The following is an 18,091-nucleotide window of genomic DNA, read 5'->3' as shown; positions in this document are numbered from 1 at the left end:
CGCATCCCCTCGCCCCGCGTGCGGGGAGAGGACTTGGCCGAGCGAGGCTGCAGCCGAAGGTGAGGGGCGCCGACGGAGGAGCCTCGTCCTGCACCTCACCGTCGCTTCGGCTTCGCCTTCGCTACCCGCAGGGACGACGAGGTCCCTGCAGGCCTCTCCCCGCGTGCGGGGAGAGGGGGCCCCCCTCATCCATTGCGCGAGGCGAAGAACGGATCTGATCCCGGAGCAGAGAAGGAAAGGGCGTCCCGTTCGATCGGGACGCCCGAAACCCTCACGAATCGAGGGCGTCGGCCTCGTCGATGTCCACGAGGAAGACGATGTCGGCTTCGTCCTCGTCCTCCTCGCCCTCTTCGGTGGTCGCGTCGTTGGCGGCGGCGGCGTGGCGCGGGTCGTCCTCGAAGTCGCCTTCGCCGTCGTCCTCGGCCAGCGCGTCCTCGAAGATCTCGATCTCGTCCTCGTTGGCGGCGCGGATCTTGAGCTCCGAGGTGCCGTTCCAGAGCGGCGCGCCGTCGCTCGTCATCTTCTGGATGTCTTCCTTGAAGCCGTCGCAGGTGAAGAGGTCGCGCGCGGTCTCCTCGTCGCCGTTGATGACCGCCACGGCTTTGCCCTCGATCTCGAGCGTGAACATCGCTGACTTCCCTCTGATTACCGTGTTGCGAAAGGCCCGCATCCGGGCCGTTCGCGCCTGCGCCGCAAGAAAGCTCTGGAACTTCCGCGCACCGCTCTCAATCCGGTCGCGGGGATGCTGTAGGGGGGAACGGTACACCCGCCAACCCCGAATTATCGCGCCGTCCGAGCCCTTCGCGGTCCGCCTCCTGCTTGGGTCCGGTCGCTCTGGCCCGGCGACGGCGCGCGTCAGACCATACGCCTTCCACCACAAGCCTTGGCCGGCCCCAGTTTCAGGAAAGAAGGAATCCCGGATGCGGATCAGGCTCGGCTGCGAGATGCGCTACGCCTTCCCCTATCCCGTGCCGATGGTGGTGATGCTCAACCTGCATCCCTCCTGCGCCGACGCCCTCGAGGCCTCGGATGCGATCGTCACCCAGCCCGCGGTGCCGGTCGAGACGTACCGCGACAGCTTCGGCAACCTCTGCGGCCGCCTGATCGCGCCGGCCGGCGCCTTCACCATCGGCACCGACGGGATCGTCGCCGACGACGGGCTGCCGGACCCGATGGCGCCGGACGCCGCGCAGCACCGCGTCGAGGACCTGCCGGCCGAGACCCTGCTGTTCCTGCTGCCGAGCCGCTACTGCGAATCCGACCTGCTCGCCGACGAGGCCTGGCGGCTGTTCGGCGACACCCCGCCGGGGTGGGAGCGGGTGCAGGCGGTGTGCGACTTCGTCCACGCCCACCTCGCCTTCGGCTACGAGTTCGCCCACCGCGACCGCACGGCGCTCGACGCCTACCAGGGCGGGCGCGGGGTCTGCCGCGACTTCACCCACCTCGCGGTGGCGCTCTGCCGGGCGCTGAACCTGCCGACCCGCTACTGCACCGGCTACATCAGCTTCATCGGCGAGCCGGAGCCGCACCCGGCCGGCGACTTCTGCGCCTGGATGGAGGTCTACCTCGGCGGGCGCTGGCACGTGTTCGACCCGCGCAACAACGCGCCGCGCATCGGCCGGGTCATGGTCGCCTACGGGCGCGACGCCGCCGACGTGCCGTTGACCCACACCTTCGGCCCGAACCCGCTGGTCGGCTTCCGGGTCTGGGCCGACGCCGTCGCGGTCATCGACCACCTCGACGCGGAGGCCGCCGAAGCCCCCGAGGAGCCGCTGCCGCCGCAGACGATGACGACGCGGATGGAGTGAGCGGGCTTAAGCCCCGCTGCCGCCGCGCGAGATCGCGCGCTTGACCACGGCCTGAACCTCCGGGTTCGACAGGAACAGGTCGTGGTTGATCAGGCCGCCGCCGTAATCCGAGGCGTCGGCGACGCGCACGCCGAGCGCCTCCAGGCGCTCGCGGTCGGCGGCGCCGGCGCGGACGACGCCGCCGGCGATGGCGCCGGAGAGTTCCAGGGCGCGGTCGTTGGTCGACGAGATCACCGTGATCTTGTGCACGTCCGACCCGAGCTTGGCGACGCTGCCGGTGAACAGGTCGATGTCGATGTCGGGGGCGGCCAGCACCACCGCGCCGATCCGGTTCATCGCCGCCTCGCCGGCCTCGGCGCGCAGCATCCGCAGGGTCTCAAGGGTCAGCAGCGTGCCCATGGAGTGGGCGACGATGTTGATCTTGCCGGCGCTCTGCGTGGAGGCGAGCGCCTTCAGCAGGTCCTCGAAGGCGTCGCGCGACCACAGCGCGCTCTCGCGGTCGTAGCCGTAATCGAAGGTCGCGGCGGCGGACGGCCAGGTGAACAGGCCGGACACGCCGCGGAAGCGGATGCCGTCGGAGAGCCGGGCCGCGCTGACGGCGGCGGATTCGAACGACTCGCGGTAGCCGTGGACGTAGATCAGCACGTCGCGCCCCAGCGCGGCCTCGGCGAAGGCGTTGGCGGCGCCGGGGCCGGTCTCGACCTTCGGCACCGCGCCGATGGTCCAGTCGCCGGAGATCACCGACGAGACCTTGCCCAGCAGCGACCGGTCGGGCGGGGACAGCCGCACCTCGGCGAAGCTGAGGCCGCGGCCGCGCTCGGCGTTGAAGTAGGGGGGCTTGGGCGGGCTGCCGACGGGCTTGCGCGTGGTGGCGACCAGGAGCACCGGCATCACGTCGAGGGCCGATTGCCGCTCGGGCAGCACGACCGTGCCCGTCGAGAGGCCGTCCGTGACGCAACCGCCGAGGGACGGCGCCAGCACGGCGGTTCCAGCGAGGGCACCGAGGCGGACGAAGGCGCGGCGGGTCGGAGGCTGGCGCAGCATGATCTCGGGTCTGTCCGGCGCGATGGGAGACGGCGATGTGTCCGGCTCCGAGACCTAGCCTGTGCCGCAGGATCATGACCATGGCAGGGCACAAGCGTGACCGTTCGCCCGGTGGATTGCGGGCATCGGACGTCTGGGGCCGGCGGAAACGCATTCTGAACGGAGGCGGCGTGCGGCGGTTAGAGGGCAGGGGAGACGCCGAAGGATCGGAAAGGACTTGCCGTGTTCAGATCGCGAAACCCCCTCGGCCGCCAAGTCGTCGTCATCACCGGCGCCTCGAGCGGCATCGGCCTGGCCACCGCCCGCATGGCGGCCGAGCGCGGCGCCAAGGTGGTGCTGGCGGCCCGCAGCGGCGACGCGCTCGCCAGGATCGAGAGCGAGATCGAGGCGGCCGGCGGCCAGGCCATCCACGTCGTGGCCGACGTCGGGGACCGGGCTGACGTCGACGCCATCGCCGAGGCCGCGATCGCCCGGTTCGGCCGGATCGACACCTGGGTCAACGATGCTGGCTTGTCGATCTTCGGGAAGCTCGAGGAGGTCGTCGAGGCGGACAACAAGCGCCTGTTCGCCACGAACTTCTGGGGCGTGGTCAACGGATCGCTCGCGGCCGTGCCGCACCTGAAGCGCACGGGCGGCGTCCTGATCAACCTCGGCAGCGTCGCGTCCGACGTCGCGTTTCCGCTGCAGGGCATGTATTGCGCCAGCAAGCACGCCATCAAGGGCTTCACCGACGCCCTGCGCATCGAGCTCGAGGAGGAGGGCGCGGGCGTCGCGGTCACGCTGATCAAGCCGGCCGCGATCGACACGCCGTTCCCGCAGAACGCGAAGAACTACGCCGACCGCGCGGTGAAGCTGCCGCCGCCGGTCTATCGCACCGAGGAGGTGGCCAACGCCATCGTCCACGCCGCCGTGCATCCGCAGCGCGACATCTATATCGGCGGCGGTGGCCGGCTGATGAGCGCGGCGCAACGGTTGGCACCGCGCGCCTTCGACCGGATCGGCCGCACCATGATCGCCCAGCAGCTGCGCGACGAGCCGGCGCGTGGCCGAGCGGGCGCCTTGCACCAAGCCGGGGGCGCCTCGCGCGAGGCCGGAAGCACCGGGCGGACATCCGGCGACCATCCGGGCTACGTGATGCGCCGGAGCTTCTACACGCGCAGCACCCTGCACCCGCTCGCCTCGTCGATCGTGGCGGTGGGGGCGGTGCTGGCCGCGACCTCGGTGCTGGCCGGCAACCGCCGGCGCTGATCCGGTGACGCGGGAGGGGCGCGGCGACACGGGCCCGCGCCTCTCGACGAACGCCCTCGGTCCCGGCATGAAGGGCGGATGACGCCCGCCTCCCTCGACATCGATGCTCTCCGAACCCGGCTGATCGCCGGCGACCGGGCCGCGCTCGCCCGCGCGATCACGCTCGCCGAATCGAAGCGGGCCGACCACCGGGCGCTCGCGCGGGACCTGATCGACGCGGTGCTGCCGCAGACCGGCCAAGCGATCCGCGTCGGCATCACCGGCGTACCCGGCGTCGGGAAGTCGACGACGATCGACGCGCTGGGCGCCAACCTCACGGCCGCCGGCCACAAGGTGGCAGTGCTGGCGGTCGACCCGTCCTCGACGCGCACCGGCGGCTCGATCCTCGGCGACAAGACCCGGATGGCGCGTCTCGCGCTGGATCCCAACGCCTTCATCCGGCCCTCGCCCTCGTCGGGCACGCTCGGCGGCGTCGCCGCCAAGACCCGCGAGACCATGCTGCTCTGCGAGGCGGCCGGCTTCGACGTGATCCTGGTGGAGACGGTGGGCGTCGGCCAGTCCGAGACCGCGGTGGCGGACCTGACCGACTTCTTCCTCGTTCTGATGCTGCCCGGCGCCGGCGACGAGCTTCAGGGCATCAAGAAGGGCATCCTCGAGCTCGCCGACATGATCGCGGTCAACAAGGCCGACGACGGCGAGGCCGAGCGGCGGGCGAACGCCGCAGCCGGCGAGTACCGCGCCGCGCTCCACATCCTCACCCCGGCCTCCGCCACCTGGACGCCGCCCGTGGTCACCATCTCGGGCTTCCACAACCTGCGCCTCGACGCGATGTGGGACCGGGTCGTCGATCATCGCCAGAAGCTCACCGCCACCGGCGAGATCGCGAAGAAGCGCCGGGAGCAGGATGTGAAGTGGATGTGGGCCCTCGTTCACGAACGCCTGCACCAGCGCCTCGTCGGCACGTCGGAGGTGCGCAAGGCGACCGCCGAGGCGGAAGGCCGCGTGGCGAAGGGCGAAGCCTCTCCGGCTGCGGGCGCCGCAATCATCGCCGAGCTGATCGGGCTTTGAGCCCAACAGCTTCGAGCGAAGCGCCGGTTCTCCTGATCACCGGGTTCGGCCCGTTTCCCGGCATGCCGCGCAACCCGAGCGCGGCGCTCGCCCGCCGTCTCGAACGATCGAGCCGCCTCAGGCTCGCCCTCGGCCGCGCCCTGCGGGTGCGGGTGCTGGACACCACCTACGACGCGGTCGGCACGCAGCTCGTGCCGGCGCTAGCGGAGGCACCCGCGGCGGTGCTGATGCTCGGCGTCGCCTCGCGGGCCAAGCGCATCCGCGTGGAGGCGCGGGCCTGCAACAGGGCGAGCCGGTTCTACCCGGATGCGTCGGGGCGCCCCTCCGCCAGCCTCACCCTCGATCCGGCCGAGCCGGCGGCGCGTCATGCCGTCGTCGCGCCCCAAGCCCTGGCGATCCTGCGCCGTCACGGGCTGGCGGTGGTCGGCTCGCGCGACGCCGGGCGTTACCTGTGCAACGCCAGCTACTTCCGCGCCCTGGCCGAGCCGTGCCCGGTGCTGTTCGTCCACATCCCCCCGGTGTCCTCGGCGAAGCGGCCCCGCGACGCGGTGCGCCCGCGGCGCGGCCGTCTCGATCCCGCGGCGCAGGCGCAGGCGTTGACCGAGGTGGCGCTGTTCCTCTGTGTTCGAGGACGGGCGGCCGCGCGGACGCGCTGATGCCGCCCGACACAGGCATATGCATCCACCGCGTCGCTTACCCCAGATCCTGCAGGTGGCGCGCGGCGATCACCGAGGCGGCGGTGCGGTTCTCGACGCCGAGCTTGGCGTAGATGCCTTCCAGATGCTTCGTCACCGTACGCGGGCTCAAGCCTAAGATCTCGCCGATGTCGCGGCTCGACTTGCCGCGCGAGAGCCAGAGCAGCACCTCCGCCTCGCGGCCGGTGACGCGGAGCCGGTCGCGCAGGCGTTCGAGGCCGGCGGCGGTGTCGTCGCGCGAGAGCCGGAGCAGGATTTCCTCGCCGGTCCGGCCGATGAAGCTGAGCACGTGGGCGCGGCCCTCGCGGTCGCGCAGGCTCAATGGGGCCGCCGCGCCGCCTTCCAGGGCGTCGCGCAGCCACGCGCGGCTCGTCGCGGGCAGGGCGAGCGCCGTGCCGGGGTCGGCCGCGAGGTCGCCGAGCAGGCGCGCGGCCTGCGGCGTGCACCACGCCACGGCGCCGGCCGCGTCCACGGCGAACAGCGTGCGGCCCGCGGTGTCGAGGGCCGCGCGCGCGCTCTGCGCCGCCCGCGCGCTCGCCAGATGCACGCGGATGCGCGCCAGGATCTCGTCGGGCGCGATCGGCTTGGTGACGTAGTCGACGCCGCCGGCGCCGAGCCCCTTCACGATGTGCTCTGTCTCGGTCAGCCCGGTCATGAAGATCACCGGCACGTGCGCGACGTGCGGCTTCGCCTTGAGGCGGCGGCAGGTCTCGAACCCGTCCATGCCGGGCATCATCGCGTCGAGCAGGATCACGTCGGGGGTGATCTCCTCGACGAGCGCCAGGGCGAGGTCGCCCGCCACCGCGACGAGGACGGTCGCCCCGGAGCGCTCAATCGCGTCGGTGAGGAAGTTCAAGGTGTCGGGGGAATCGTCGACGACCAGGACGATGTCGCGCTGCGCCTCAGCCATCGACGGCGGCTCCCTCCGACGCGACCGCGCGATCCGCCATGCCGTCCGCCATCGCCTGAAGCACGCTCAGGTAGCGCCGCATGTCGAAATCGGCCACGAGGCCGCGCATCCGCGCGACGAACGCATCCGGCACGCTCGCATCCTGCGCCATCTCGGCGAGCTTGGCCTCGATGCCGCGGATGTGCCCGATCCGCCCGAGCCGCAGCAGGTCGCCGACCTGCTGCGGCGACGGCCCCGAGGCTTCCGCGGAGGGCGTCGCCCTCGGTTCGGGCTCCGCCTCCGGGGCGCCCGCCCATTCGAGGCCGAGGAGCTGCGTGACCCGTTCGAGGAAGTCGCGCAGGTCGAAGGGCTTTGCGATGATCGCGTCGTGCGGGGCGTCGTCGCCGCGGATCGGGCTGATCTCGTGGACGTTGGCCGACATCATCGCGATCCGCCCGGCGAACCCCGCCTCCCGCAGGCGCTTGGCGACCGCCCAGCCGGACAGTCCCGGCATCGCGATGTCGAGGAGCAGCAGGTCCGGGCGTTCGGCCTCGGCTGCGGCGAGGCAGGCGGGACCGTCGATCGCCTCGACCACGACGAACCCCTCCGGCTCCAGGATCTCGCGCATCAGCGCACGGTGCCCGGCGTCGTCGTCGGCGACCAGCACCGTCCGCCGCGCGCCGACGTAGGCGCGGGTTGGGATCGCCGGCGGGGCCGGGATCGGCGCGGCGCGGGTGATCGCGGACAGCATCAGGCGGAAGCGGAAGGTCGTGCCGCGGCCAAGTTCGCTCGTCACCGAGATCTCGCCGCCCATCACCTGCGCCAGCAGGTTGGCGATGGTGAGCCCGAGCCCGGTCCCCGGCGTGCCGGCGGCGGCCGGGGTCGTCCCGCGCTCGAACGGCTCGAAGATCCGCTCCAGGTCGGACTCGGGGATGCCAGGCCCGGTGTCGCGGATCGTGAACACGGCCACCTGGCTGCGGTAGCTCAGGTCGAGGGCGACGTGGCCGGCCTGCGTGAACTTGATCGCGTTGGAGAGCAGGTTCAGCAGCACCTGCCGCAGGCGCTTCTCGTCGGTGGCGACCACCGCGGGCAGGATCTCGGGCCGGGTGAAGCGGAAGTCGAGGCCGGCGCTCTGCGCCTGCAGCCGCACCATGTCGACGATCTGGTCGAGCACCTCGGCGATGCGGATCTCGTCGCGATGGATCTGCAGGCGGCCCGCCTCCATCCGCGAGATGTCGAGGAGGCCGTCGATCAGGCCCGAGAGGTGCTGGGCGCTGCGCCGGATCACCCGGATGCCGTTCTGGCGCGCTGGCGGGATCGCCGCGTCGCCCTCCAACAGCTGGGCGTAGCCGAGCACGGCGCTCAAGGGCGTGCGCAGCTCGTGGCTGATGCCGACGACGTAGCGGCTCTTGGCGAGGTTGGCGGCCTCCGCCGTCTCCTTGGCGGTCTGGAGCTTGGCGTCGGTGACCTTGTGCGCCTCGATCTCGGCCTCGAGCAGGGCGGTCTGGCGCCGCGTTTCGGCCTGCGCGACGCGGCGGCTCTCGTGCGCCAGCACGAACAGCCACGCGACCACGCCGAGGATGACGACGAGGATGAAGAACACGCTGGTCAGCGCGGCGCGCAGCGCCACGCGGTGCTCGGGATGCTCCAGCGTCGCCCCGGCGTGGACGATGCCGAGGATCAGCCCGACCACGGCCACCAGCGTCAGCATCAGGGCGAGGTAGCGCCCGAGCGGCGCGCCGATCCAGGCGGCGGTGCGCGCCGGCACGATCCGGCCGAGCACGGCCTGCGCCTGCGCCTCCAGCTTGCCGTGCGGCTTGCACAGGTCGCCGCAGCGGGCGTCCAGGGAGCAGCACAGCGAGCAGATCGGCCCGTCATAGGCCGGGCAATGGGCCATGTCCTCGCCCTCGAACGGCAGCTCGCAGACCCGGCAGACGATCTCGGGCCGCCCCCAATCCGCCTTCGGCGTCCGCGCCAGGTAGTAGCGCCCGCCTGTCGCCCAGGCGATCAACGGCGCCGCCGCGAACGCGACGCCGAGCGTCAAGAGCGGCGCGAAGGGCTGCAGCGCGCGCCCGAGCAGCCCTGCATGGGCGAAGGTGCCGGCGAGCAGCGCCAGCGTCATCGCGCCGGTGCCCACCGGGTTGATCGCGTAGAGGTGTGCGCGCTTGAACTCGATGCCCGGCGGCGACAGGCCGAGCGGCTTGTTGATCGCGAGGTCCGAGGCCAGCGCCCCGACCCAGGCCGAGACCACGACCGCGTAGAGCGGCAGCGTGCTGGCGATGGTCTTGTCGATGCCGAGCTCCATCAGCAGCAGCGCGATGGCGACGTTGAAGACGAGCCAAACCACCCGCCCCGGATGGCTGTGCGTCAGGCGCGAGAAGAAGTTCGACCATGCGATCGAGCCGGCATAGGCGTTGGTGAGGTTGATCTTGAGCTGGGAGACCACGACGAACGCGGTCATCAAGAAAAGCGCCGCCTCCCGCGAGGGCGTGACGTAGCCGAAGGCGATCCAGTACATCCGGGTCGGCTCGGCGGCGTTCTCCGGCGCGACGCCGTGCTCCATCGCCAGCACCGCGAGGAACGCGCCGAGGAGGATCTTGAGCATGCCCGGCACGATCCAGCCGGCGCCGGCCGCCAGCACCGCCGCCCACCAGCGCCGGTCGCGCGGTCCCTCGGGCGCCGGCACGAACCGCAGGAAGTCGACCTGCTCGCCGACCTGCGCCAGGAGCGCCAGAAGCACGCCGGCGGCGAGCCCGAAGCGGGCCGCGTCGAATCCCGCACCCGATCCGGGGGCCAGGCCCGGAAAGGCGAAGAGCGCATCGAGCGGGGCGTCGCCCTTCCAGGCGATGCAGGCGAGCGGCAGCAGGTTGAGGCCGACCCAAAGCGGCTGCGTCCCGATCTGGAACCGGCTGATCAGGCGGATGCCGTAGGCCACGAGCGGGATCACAACCGCGGCGCAGGCCAGATACCCGATCCACAGCGGCAGGCCGAAGCAGAGCTGCAGCGCCAGCGCCATGATCGCGGCTTCGATGGCGAAGAACAGGAACGTGAAGCTCGCGTAGATCAGCGAGGTCACGGTCGAGCCGAGATAGCCGAAGCCGGCCCCGCGGGTGAGCAGGTCCATGTCGAGGCCGTAGCGGGCCGCGTAGATCGTGATCGGCGCAGCGGTGGCGAAGATCAGCACGCCGACGACGAGGACGGCGGCCAGCGTGTTCGAGAACCCGGTGGCCAGCACCAGGGTGCCGCCGATCGCCTCCAGCGCCAGGAACGAGAGCGAGCCGAGCGCCGTCTGCGCCACCTGGAACGCCGACCAGCGCCGCGCCTTCTTGGCGGTGAAGCGCAGGGCGTAGTCCTCCAGCGTCTCGTCGGCGACGAGGCGGTTGTAGGCCCGCCGGATCGGGATGATGTGCTGGCGCCCGCTCATGGGGTGGTGGTCGGTCCCGAAACGTCCCCGGACGGCATGGCCCGCGGCGCGTGCGCCATCGATAGGCCGGATCGGCGCGGGATTCGCAAGAATCGTGCGCCGGCCCTGTCGTGCAATCGCTCGAAAGCGCTTGCCCTGTTCGACTTCGGCCTCAGTCGCCGGCGCCCGCCTCCGCGGGCTCAGGCTTTCGCTCCGCTCGACGCCTTTCAGGACCGAGGTCCTGAAAAGCCCGCTGCGCGGGGCGCTCTTCGCGCCCTGAACCCGCTGAACGCGGCTTCGAGCGATCACCCTGGCCGGCTGTACAGGCCCTGCATGCGGCCAGCATTGAATTCGCGGGCCCGCGACGGCATATCGCCCCCGCATTCGCGGTGGCGCCCGGTCCGATCCGGCCGGGCGGCGCCGGATCGTGTCTTGACGCGCTTCCCGACGCCGCGCCGACATCCGCGTCGTCGGGCAGCGCTCCTTTGAAAGCGGAGCGACGACTGTGAGCGAGACGGTGGAACGGCACGAATTCGGTGCCGAAGTCGGGCGGCTGTTGGACCTCGTGGTCCACGCCCTCTACTCCGACCGCGAGATCTTCCTGCGGGAGCTGGTGGCCAACGCCGCCGACGCGATGGACCGCCGCCGGTTCGAGGCCCTGACCTCGGCGGCGAGCGCCCTGCCGGCCGACGCGAAGGTGCGGATCACCCCCGACAAGGCGGCCCGCACGCTCACCGTCTCGGATGCCGGCATCGGCATGAGCAAGGACGACCTGGCCTCGAACCTCGGCACGATCGCGCGCTCCGGCACGCGGGCGTTCTCGCAGACGCTGGCCGACGCCAAGCCCCAGGACGGCAAGGAAGACGAGAAGCCGAGCCTGATCGGCCAGTTCGGCGTCGGCTTCTATTCCGCCTTCATGGTGGCCGACCGCGTCACGGTCACCTCGCGGCGCGCGGGCACCGACGAGGCCTGGACCTGGGCCTCGGAGGGGCAGGGCAGCTACACCCTCGAGCCGGCGACCCGCGAGGAGCCCGGCACCACGATCGTGATGCACCTGAAGGAGGATGCCGACGAGTACCTCGAGAGCTACCGCCTCGACCACCTGGTCCGCAAATGGGCCGACTTCATCACCGTGCCGATCGCCATCGTCGAGGACGGCAAGGAGGAATCGGCCAACCAGGGCACGGCGCTCTGGCGCAAGGCGAAATCCGAGATCACGCCTGAGCAGTACGAGGAGTTCTACCGCTCGGTCGGCATGAACTTCGACAAGCCGTGGGCGACGCTGCATTGGCGCGCGGAAGGCGCGCTCGAGTTCTCGGCGTTGCTGTTCGTGCCCGGGATGAAGCCGTTCCAGGCGGTGGAGGGCGAGCGCGAGAGCAAGGTGCGCCTGCACGTCCGGCGCATGTTCATCACTGACGACGCCAAGCTGCTGCCGTCCTGGCTGCGCTTCGTGCAGGGCGTGGTCGACACCGAGGACCTGCCGCTCAACGTCTCGCGCGAGATGCTGCAGACGACGCCGGCGCTGGCCAAGATCCGCCGCGCGGTCACCGGCCGCGTGCTCTCCGAGCTGACGAGCCGGGCCAAGGACGCCGAGGGCTACCAGGCCTTCTGGGAGAACTTCGGGCCAGTGGTGAAGGAAGGCATCTACGAGGACCACGAGCGCCGCGCCGAGATCGCGCCGCTGCTGCGTTTCAAGTCCTCCGCGGTGGAAGGCTGGACCGGGCTCGCCGACTACGTCTCGCGGATGAAGGACGGCCAGGAGGCGATCTACTACCTCGTCGCCGACGACGCCGACGCGCTCGCCCGCTCGCCCCAGCTCGAAGGCTTCCGCGCCCGCGGCCTCGAGGTGCTGCTGCTCTCCGACCACGTCGACGCGTTCTGGCCCGAGCAGCTCGCGCGCTTCGAGGAGAAGCCGCTGCGCTCGGTGACCCAGGGCGCCCTCGACCTGTCGAAGTTCTCCGGCGACGCGGAGGCCGGCGAGGCCCCGGCCGGCGTCGACGACCTCGTCGCCAAGATCAAGGCGGCCTTGTCCGACGACGTCTCGGACGTGCGCGCCACCGACCGCCTCGTCGACAGCGCCGTGGTGCTGGCGGCCGGCGGCAACGGCCCCGACCTGCAGATGCAGCGCCTGCTGCGCCGCGCCGGCCGCGCGGCCGGCGGCGGCAAGCCGATCCTGGAGATCAACCCGCGCCACCCGCTGATCCGCGCGCTGGCCGATGGCCCGGAGGACGCGATCGCGCCGGCGGCCGGCACCCTCCTCGACCTCGCCCGCATTCAGGACGGCGACACCCCGCGCGACCCGGTCGCCTTCGCCCAGGTCGTCGCGGCGGCGCTGGCCGGGAAGGCCTGAGCCGACCGACGATCGCGATCGAAAAAGCGCGATCGCGCTTGTGATCCGGCGGTGCTTCATGCTAGGCACCGCCGGTCTCGACGAGGCACCTCGCGGAGAGGTGGCAGAGCGGTTGATTGTACCGCACTCGAAATGCGGCATGGGTGCAAGCCCATCGGGGGTTCGAATCCCCCCCTCTCCGCCACTTAGACCTAAAGCTCAATCATCACGGTAAGTTGCTGACCTGCAACGGTTTCGTGCGGCCCGCTTGGTACAAACGGGTGGTACAAATGCCTCTACCCATGGCTCGACCCTGGAAACATCACAACGGCGTCTACTACGCTCGCAAGGGCGTGCCGGAACACCTGCGCCCGCTTGTTGGAAAGTGGACGGAGATGGTCAGCCTCGGGACGAAGGATCCCGACGAGGCGCGGCTTCGCCACCCTGAGGCGATACGGGATATCGAGAAGCGATGGGCGGCGCTTGAAGCTGGACCTAGGGCACTGAGCGAGCGGGAAGCGCATGAACTCGCTTCGCCAGCCCACGACCGCTGGATCGCCCTGCATCGCGAGAACCCGAGCCTAAATTTCTGGCGCACGAACCTTTTCGAGCGCCTTTGGCAACAGCGCCGAAAGGGCCTTTGGCGCCGCCCTGATGTCGTCCATCAGGTCCTCCACGGTGAGTACGCCGACCACGGTGAGGACGAGATGGAGGAATGGTGCCTCAAGCAGGCCGACATCCTCATCGGGAAAAAAGGTTTGCAGGTCGATCCGGACGGCCGCCGCACTCTCGCCAAGGCTGTCGCGGCGGCCATTCAGCGGGCGAGCCTGGTCCTAGAGCGGCACGCGCTTGGTGATGTACCCGGAGATGACAGACCGCCGAAGACGCCCCTGGTCGCTCCCACCCCTGTAACGAGGCGGATGGATACGCAGGCGTCAGTCAAGTTCAATGACCTTGTGAACGGCTGGGCTGCCGAACGGAAGCCGGCAGAGAAGACGATCTATGACTGGACACGGGTTATGGCGCAGCTTTCAGCATTCCTGAAGCACGACGACGTAAGCCGCATCACCGCTGACGATCTCGTCGCCTGGAAGGATAGCTTGGTAGCGGCAGGTCTAGCCGCAAAGACGATCCGTGAGAGTCGTTTGGCGCCGGTTCGTGCGATACTGAGGTGGGGGGTCGACAACCGGCGTCTCGCTGAAAATCCCGCCGAACGCATCACCATCAGTGTGAAGCAGAAGCCGGGGCAGGGGAAAAGGGGTTTCACAGAAGCTGAAGCCAGGGTCATCCTTGATGCGGCAGCTGTCGAGAAAGACCCGGTGAGACGTTGGGTGCCCTGGGTCTGCGCCTTCACGGGCGGCCGACTTTCAGAGGTCTGCCAGTTGAGGGTCGAAGACATCGTCGAGATCGAGGGTACGCGCGCATTGCGGTTCGACGCCGATGCGGGGTCTCTCAAGAACATCGGCTCCGAACGAACGATCCCCCTGCACTCAGCTCTGATCGCGGCGGGCTTCCTCGAATTCGTCAGCAGCCGGAAGGCCGGCCCGCTGTTCCCGGAACTGCCGCCGGATAAATTCGGCAAACGGGGCGGCAATGGCACGAAGGTGCTGGGTCGCTGGGTTCGCGACTTGGGCCTAAAAGATCCTCGGCTGGCCCCCAACCACTCGTGGCGGCACCGTTTTAAGACCCTAGCGCGCAATCATGGGCTTGCGCCCGATATCGCGGACGCTATCACCGGTCACTCCCATCGTTCCGTGGGCGACCGATACGGCGAGTACGATCTATCTGCCATGAAGAGAGAACTGGAGAAATTACCAGGAATCCCAATTAGCTTGTCGCAGGCGTGATCGAATTCGAATCACCGCTGTCTGCAAAAGAAAATTATTTAAAAACCTGTAATTGGTATTTAAATTGAATTAAACGACAGCTTGAGCTATCGTTTTGGCTCACAATTCGTGATGAATTGTCGCGCATATTGCGAAAGTACGCTGGACGATATTGTCACGACGGCGAACTACAGTACCGCCGCCTCATGGCCCTAAGATAGACCGCCCGCGCGAGGCACGCCGTCCCCACCGGCCTACCTGAGCAACCTCAGCAAGTTTTTGCTTTTAGGACAGGCCCCCCGTTCGAAAGCAACAAGAGCCTCGACCATACAGGCCGGCAGCCATCCGACGTTATGCTCCTGTTGGCGGCGCAAGCCGCTTTGTGATGTGCTCCGTAAGCAAGGATTAACGCTGCGTGAGCATCGTCATGAAACTGATCGATCAACCGTTCGGACCAGCGGGGTCCGCACGGTTGCGCTAGGAGACAGCCGGTCCATGCCTCGCTTGCTCGAACTGCTGCGCCGGAACCTCCAGGTGATTTTTGCGTGGAAGCCGGCACCTGCTCAGTTGCTTCCTCTCATACTGGGGGTTTTCGCCTTTGCAGGTTGGGGAGCCTACGCGAACAAAGCGTCAGCCAACCGCAATCTCACGACTGAGGTCAGCCTACTTCAGACAGAAAGAAGCGGGTTTGTGAATCGTCAGAGAGAGTTGGAGCAGGCAAACATCGACCTTGTCCGTGAGTGGCAAGGCAAACTCGCCTCCGCACGCGAGGAGCTTGGTCAAGCTGTTGCCGCGCGCGACGCTGCCAAGGGTCAGCTTGGCAGTTCACAGCGCGAGCTTGTCGCCTCGAAGAAGCGCCTCGATCAGGCTCGTGAACGTGTCTCCGAGACAGGAAGCATCAAACCCGTTGAGCCCTCGAAAAAGGCCGCGAATAAGCCATAGAGCCGCCCGAGAGCTCGGCCCTCGATTGGATGAACCCAAGCTGCGCTAATTTCCTTGGGGACTCAGCTTTAGGAGGTCTGGCTGGGAGGCCGTGACCGTGTCCTGCTCCTGCGACGAGTCGCGGCTTCCAATGGCTGAGCGATGGCGAGGTTTGGAACTGGACACAACAGCAGTGATGGAAGCCCTCGACAGCATCGCAAGCGTGCTAGAGGGCACTGGCGACTACCGGGTGCTGCGGCGCGTCAGACCGTTTGTCGATCTCATGGATCCAGCCGACGAGCCGACGTTCATCGGGCTGATCCTCGACACAGAGACCACGGGCATCGATCACGCGCGCGACGAGGTGATCGAGCTTGGCATCGTCAAGTTCGAGTACGGCGCGAGCGGCCGCGTCTACCGGGTGCTCGAGACGCTCAACCAGCTTCATCAACCGAGCGAGCCGATTCCGCCCGAAGTCACGCGCTTGACCGGCATCACGGATGCGGACGTGGCTGGCCAGCGCATTGATGACGCGGCTGTGCGCGCGATGGCTGCCGATGCCGCCGTGGTGATCGCTCACAACGCCAGCTTCGACCGCCAAATGTGCGAGGGCCGCTGGCCAATCTTTGCCGAGAAGAACTGGGCTTGTTCCTGCCATCAGGTGCCATGGCGCGACGAAGGCCACGAGGGCATGAAGCTTGGCTATCTGCTCACCGACTACGGCTTCTTCCATGACGGGCATCGCGCCATCGATGACTGCCATGCCCTCATGGCACTGCTGGCAGCCCCATTGAGGGCCTCCGGCCGCCTCGCGCTGTCATGCCTGCTCGAAACCGCACGTAAGCCCACGGTGCGCATTTGGGCCGCAGGTTCACCCATTGCCACGAAGGATGTGCTGAAGGCGCGCAGCTATCGGTGGAGCGGCCGGCGGCGGTGCTGGTACATCGATGTCGAAGAGGAACGGCTCGAGATCGAGCGCACCTTCCTCAGCCAACAGATTTTCAAGCGTGAGGTCCAGGACCTACCAGCCGAGCGGATCACGGCGAGGGACCGGTTCTCCGTAAGAACGAACCCCGAAGCCTCAGGGTGAGACCCGAAGCTAAGCCAGCGCATTTTCGAGCGTCACAGAAGCCTCCTCAGCTACCGATACAAGATGGAACCGTTGGCGCGCTCCATCGCGTACCGACGGTGCCGGCGACCTAGGCTATCGATCTGCGTATCCTCATCGACCACCGCAAAGCCCCGCGCTTTATAAAACTCTATAGCTAAAGCATTTTCTTGGAAAACGTGAAGCCAGAGGCGTCGATGACGATCCTCTGTTGCTTGCAGTAGTGCTGATCCGGCGCCAATGCGGGTGCGACCGACGTACAACGCCGAGATGTAGCCCTCATCATCCACGGTGATAAAGCCAATCACTGAGCCATCAAGCTCAGCAATCAGAGTTTCAGAACACCCCAACAAAAGCTTCAAATGCTGACGGCGGTCATGCTCGACCGCGGGAGACCTCACCCATGCGCACTCTGCTGATCCGCGCCGCCTTCGCGGCTGTGGCCTTCTCCGCCTTGGCCGCCCAGGCCGCCGCGCCTGCCATGACGGCCGAGACCGCCAAGGGGCCGGCGCTCGTCGATGCCAAGAGCATGACCCTCTACACCTTCGACAAGGACATGGGCGGCAAGTCGATGTGCAACGGCCCCTGCGCCACCAACTGGCCGGCCCTGATGGCCGCCTCCGGCTCGGCCGCCAGCGGCGACTGGACGATGGTGACGCGGGACGACGGCACGATGCAGTGGGCCTACAAGGGCAAGCCGCTCTACACCTTTGCCAAGGACACCAAGCCCGGCGACATCACCGGCGACGGCTTCCTCAACGGCGCGTGGCACATCGCCAAGCCTTGATCGGGGAATGCCTTGATCGGCCCCCTCTGACCGGGAAACGTCGTTGGACGAGATCGCCGCCCTGATCGAACCGCAAATCCCGGCCCTGCGGCGCTACGCCGTCGCGCTGCTGCGGGACCGCGAGGCGGCGGACGACCTCGTCCAGGACACCCTGGAGCGGGCCTTGTCCGCTTGGTCCGGGCGCCGCCGCGACGGCGACCTCCGAGCGTGGCTGTTCACGATCGAGCGCAACCTGTTCCTCGGCGCCGTCCGGCGCCGGGGCCGGCGCGGCGTCGATTGTGGCGCGGAAGCGCTGGAGCAGGTGCCCGACCCAGGTATAGACCCGGAGGCCGCGATGGGGGCCCGCGACGTGCTTGCCGGCCTCGACGCCCTGCCCGAGGAACAGCGCTCGGTGCTGCTCCTCGTCTCGGTGGAGGATCTGTCCTATGCCGAGGCGGCCCAGGTGCTTGGCGTACCGCTCGGCACCGTGATGTCCCGGTTGAGCCGGGCGCGGACGCGGATGCGAAGTTTTCTGGAAACTGGCCGGACCGGCCTCTTGAGGAGGGTGAAATGAGCGGGCATCCACGCCCGGTCGGCGAGGACGACCTGCACGGCCTGATCGACGGCCACCTTGAACCGGAGCGGCAGGCGCTGGTCGAGGCATGGCTCAAAGGAAACCCCGCGCGTGCGGCCGAGGTCGCGGCGGATCGCGCCCTGCGCGAGCGCCTGCGTGCCCGCCTCGCGCCGATCGCCGAGGAGGCGATCCCGGCGCGGCTCCGGGTGGCCAACATTCGCCCGCGACGTCGGTTCGTCGGCGGGGGCTGGTTCCCCATGGCGGCTGCAGCCGTGCTCTGCCTTACGCTCGGCGGTGCCGGCGGCTGGGTCGGCCATGCCCTGCGCGGCGGACCCGCGACGGCGATGGTGGCGGAGGAACCGGCGACGCAGGACGCGGTCGCGGCCTTTCGCACCTTCGTGGTCGAGGTGGT

At 68.9% G+C, this 18,091-nt stretch carries 15 protein-coding genes, 1 tRNA gene and 1 pseudogene; 12 read left to right on the top strand and 5 right to left on the bottom strand.

The features are described from left to right. Positions 1–271: 271 nt before the first annotated feature. Positions 272–628 carry a hypothetical protein gene (locus FV234_RS09340; protein WP_147763295.1) on the bottom strand — a complete coding sequence of 119 codons (357 nt, stop codon included), beginning with the start codon at positions 626–628 and terminating at the stop codon, positions 272–274. A 292-nt stretch (positions 629–920) separates the two neighbouring features. Between FV234_RS09340 and FV234_RS09335 the strand changes: the two genes are divergently transcribed. Further along, positions 921–1,808, top strand: a complete 888-nt coding sequence (locus FV234_RS09335) for a transglutaminase family protein (protein ID WP_147828875.1) — start codon at positions 921–923, stop codon at positions 1,806–1,808. A gap of 6 nt (positions 1,809–1,814) precedes the next feature. On the opposite strand, the gene FV234_RS09330 is transcribed toward FV234_RS09335, so the two are convergent. After that, positions 1,815–2,852: an alpha/beta hydrolase gene (locus FV234_RS09330; protein ID WP_147828873.1), complete on the bottom strand. Its 1,038-nt coding sequence runs from the start codon at positions 2,850–2,852 to the stop codon at positions 1,815–1,817. Between the two features lie 222 nt (positions 2,853–3,074). Between FV234_RS09330 and FV234_RS09325 the strand changes: the two genes are divergently transcribed. From FV234_RS09325 to FV234_RS09315, 3 genes are all read left to right on the top strand, one after another. After that, on the top strand, positions 3,075–4,100 hold the full coding sequence (locus tag FV234_RS09325) for an SDR family oxidoreductase (protein ID WP_147828871.1): 1,026 nt from the start codon (positions 3,075–3,077) through the stop codon (positions 4,098–4,100). A gap of 78 nt (positions 4,101–4,178) precedes the next feature. Beyond that, complete coding sequence (meaB, locus tag FV234_RS09320; protein ID WP_147828869.1) at positions 4,179–5,168, top strand: methylmalonyl Co-A mutase-associated GTPase MeaB; 990 nt, start codon at positions 4,179–4,181, stop codon at positions 5,166–5,168. Next, a complete protein-coding gene (locus FV234_RS09315) occupies positions 5,165–5,824 on the top strand; it encodes a peptidase C15 (RefSeq protein ID WP_281407953.1) in 660 nt (219 codons plus the stop codon). Before meaB ends, FV234_RS09315 begins: the two co-directional genes overlap by 4 nt. 37 nt (positions 5,825–5,861) lie before the next feature. On the opposite strand, the gene FV234_RS09310 is transcribed toward FV234_RS09315, so the two are convergent. Both FV234_RS09310 and FV234_RS09305 read right to left on the bottom strand, forming a co-directional pair. Continuing rightward, positions 5,862–6,773 (bottom strand): response regulator transcription factor, encoded by a 912-nt coding sequence (locus FV234_RS09310; RefSeq protein ID WP_147828867.1) that lies wholly within the window; start codon positions 6,771–6,773, stop codon positions 5,862–5,864. Beyond that, entirely contained in the window at positions 6,766–10,176 is a 3,411-nt protein-coding gene (locus tag FV234_RS09305; RefSeq protein ID WP_147828865.1) for an ATP-binding protein, read from the bottom strand. The genes FV234_RS09310 and FV234_RS09305 overlap by 8 nt, the downstream gene beginning before the upstream one ends. A 484-nt stretch (positions 10,177–10,660) precedes the next feature. Between FV234_RS09305 and htpG the strand changes: the two genes are divergently transcribed. The 5 genes from htpG (at position 10,661) to FV234_RS09280 (ending at position 16,321) form a co-directional block, all read left to right on the top strand. Further along, the gene (gene htpG, locus FV234_RS09300) at positions 10,661–12,505 is read left to right on the top strand and encodes a molecular chaperone HtpG (RefSeq protein WP_147828863.1); all 1,845 of its coding nucleotides are present in this window, start codon (positions 10,661–10,663) and stop codon (positions 12,503–12,505) included. 94 nt (positions 12,506–12,599) lie between these two features. Next, positions 12,600–12,689, top strand: a tRNA-Ser gene (locus FV234_RS09295). A gap of 97 nt (positions 12,690–12,786) precedes the next feature. Next, positions 12,787–14,331 (top strand): site-specific integrase, encoded by a 1,545-nt coding sequence (locus FV234_RS09290; protein ID WP_246686153.1) that lies wholly within the window; start codon positions 12,787–12,789, stop codon positions 14,329–14,331. 474 nt (positions 14,332–14,805) lie between these two features. Then, entirely contained in the window at positions 14,806–15,252 is a 447-nt protein-coding gene (locus FV234_RS09285) for a hypothetical protein (RefSeq protein WP_147828859.1), read from the top strand. A 172-nt stretch (positions 15,253–15,424) separates the two neighbouring features. Beyond that, positions 15,425–16,321, top strand: a complete 897-nt coding sequence (locus tag FV234_RS09280) for a 3'-5' exonuclease (protein WP_147828857.1) — start codon at positions 15,425–15,427, stop codon at positions 16,319–16,321. Between the two features lie 50 nt (positions 16,322–16,371). Here FV234_RS09280 and FV234_RS09275 read toward each other — a convergent pair whose 3' ends face one another. After that, complete coding sequence (locus tag FV234_RS09275) at positions 16,372–16,740, bottom strand: GNAT family N-acetyltransferase (protein ID WP_147828855.1); 369 nt, start codon at positions 16,738–16,740, stop codon at positions 16,372–16,374. A gap of 2 nt (positions 16,741–16,742) precedes the next feature. Here FV234_RS09275 and FV234_RS09270 point away from each other — a divergent pair, with 2 nt between their 5' ends. The 3 genes and pseudogenes from FV234_RS09270 to FV234_RS09260 form a co-directional block, all read left to right on the top strand. After that, positions 16,743–17,126, top strand: coding sequence for a hypothetical protein (locus FV234_RS09270; RefSeq protein WP_056250476.1), 384 nt, complete (start codon positions 16,743–16,745; stop codon positions 17,124–17,126). Between the two features lie 43 nt (positions 17,127–17,169). Beyond that, positions 17,170–17,679 (top strand): sigma-70 family RNA polymerase sigma factor, encoded by a 510-nt coding sequence (locus tag FV234_RS09265; protein ID WP_147828853.1) that lies wholly within the window; start codon positions 17,170–17,172, stop codon positions 17,677–17,679. Beyond that, positions 17,676–18,091 (top strand): annotated as a pseudogene (locus FV234_RS09260) (anti-sigma factor); the annotation flags it as partial. The gene FV234_RS09265 and the pseudogene FV234_RS09260, both read left to right, overlap by 4 nt.

The sequence above is a fragment of the Methylobacterium sp. WL8 genome (genome assembly GCF_008040045.1).
In the GTDB taxonomy this organism is placed as follows: Bacteria; Pseudomonadota; Alphaproteobacteria; order Rhizobiales; family Beijerinckiaceae; genus Methylobacterium; species Methylobacterium cerastii.
Note: the sequence above shows the minus strand (reverse complement) of the source record. Positions and strands in the feature narration are given on the sequence as shown.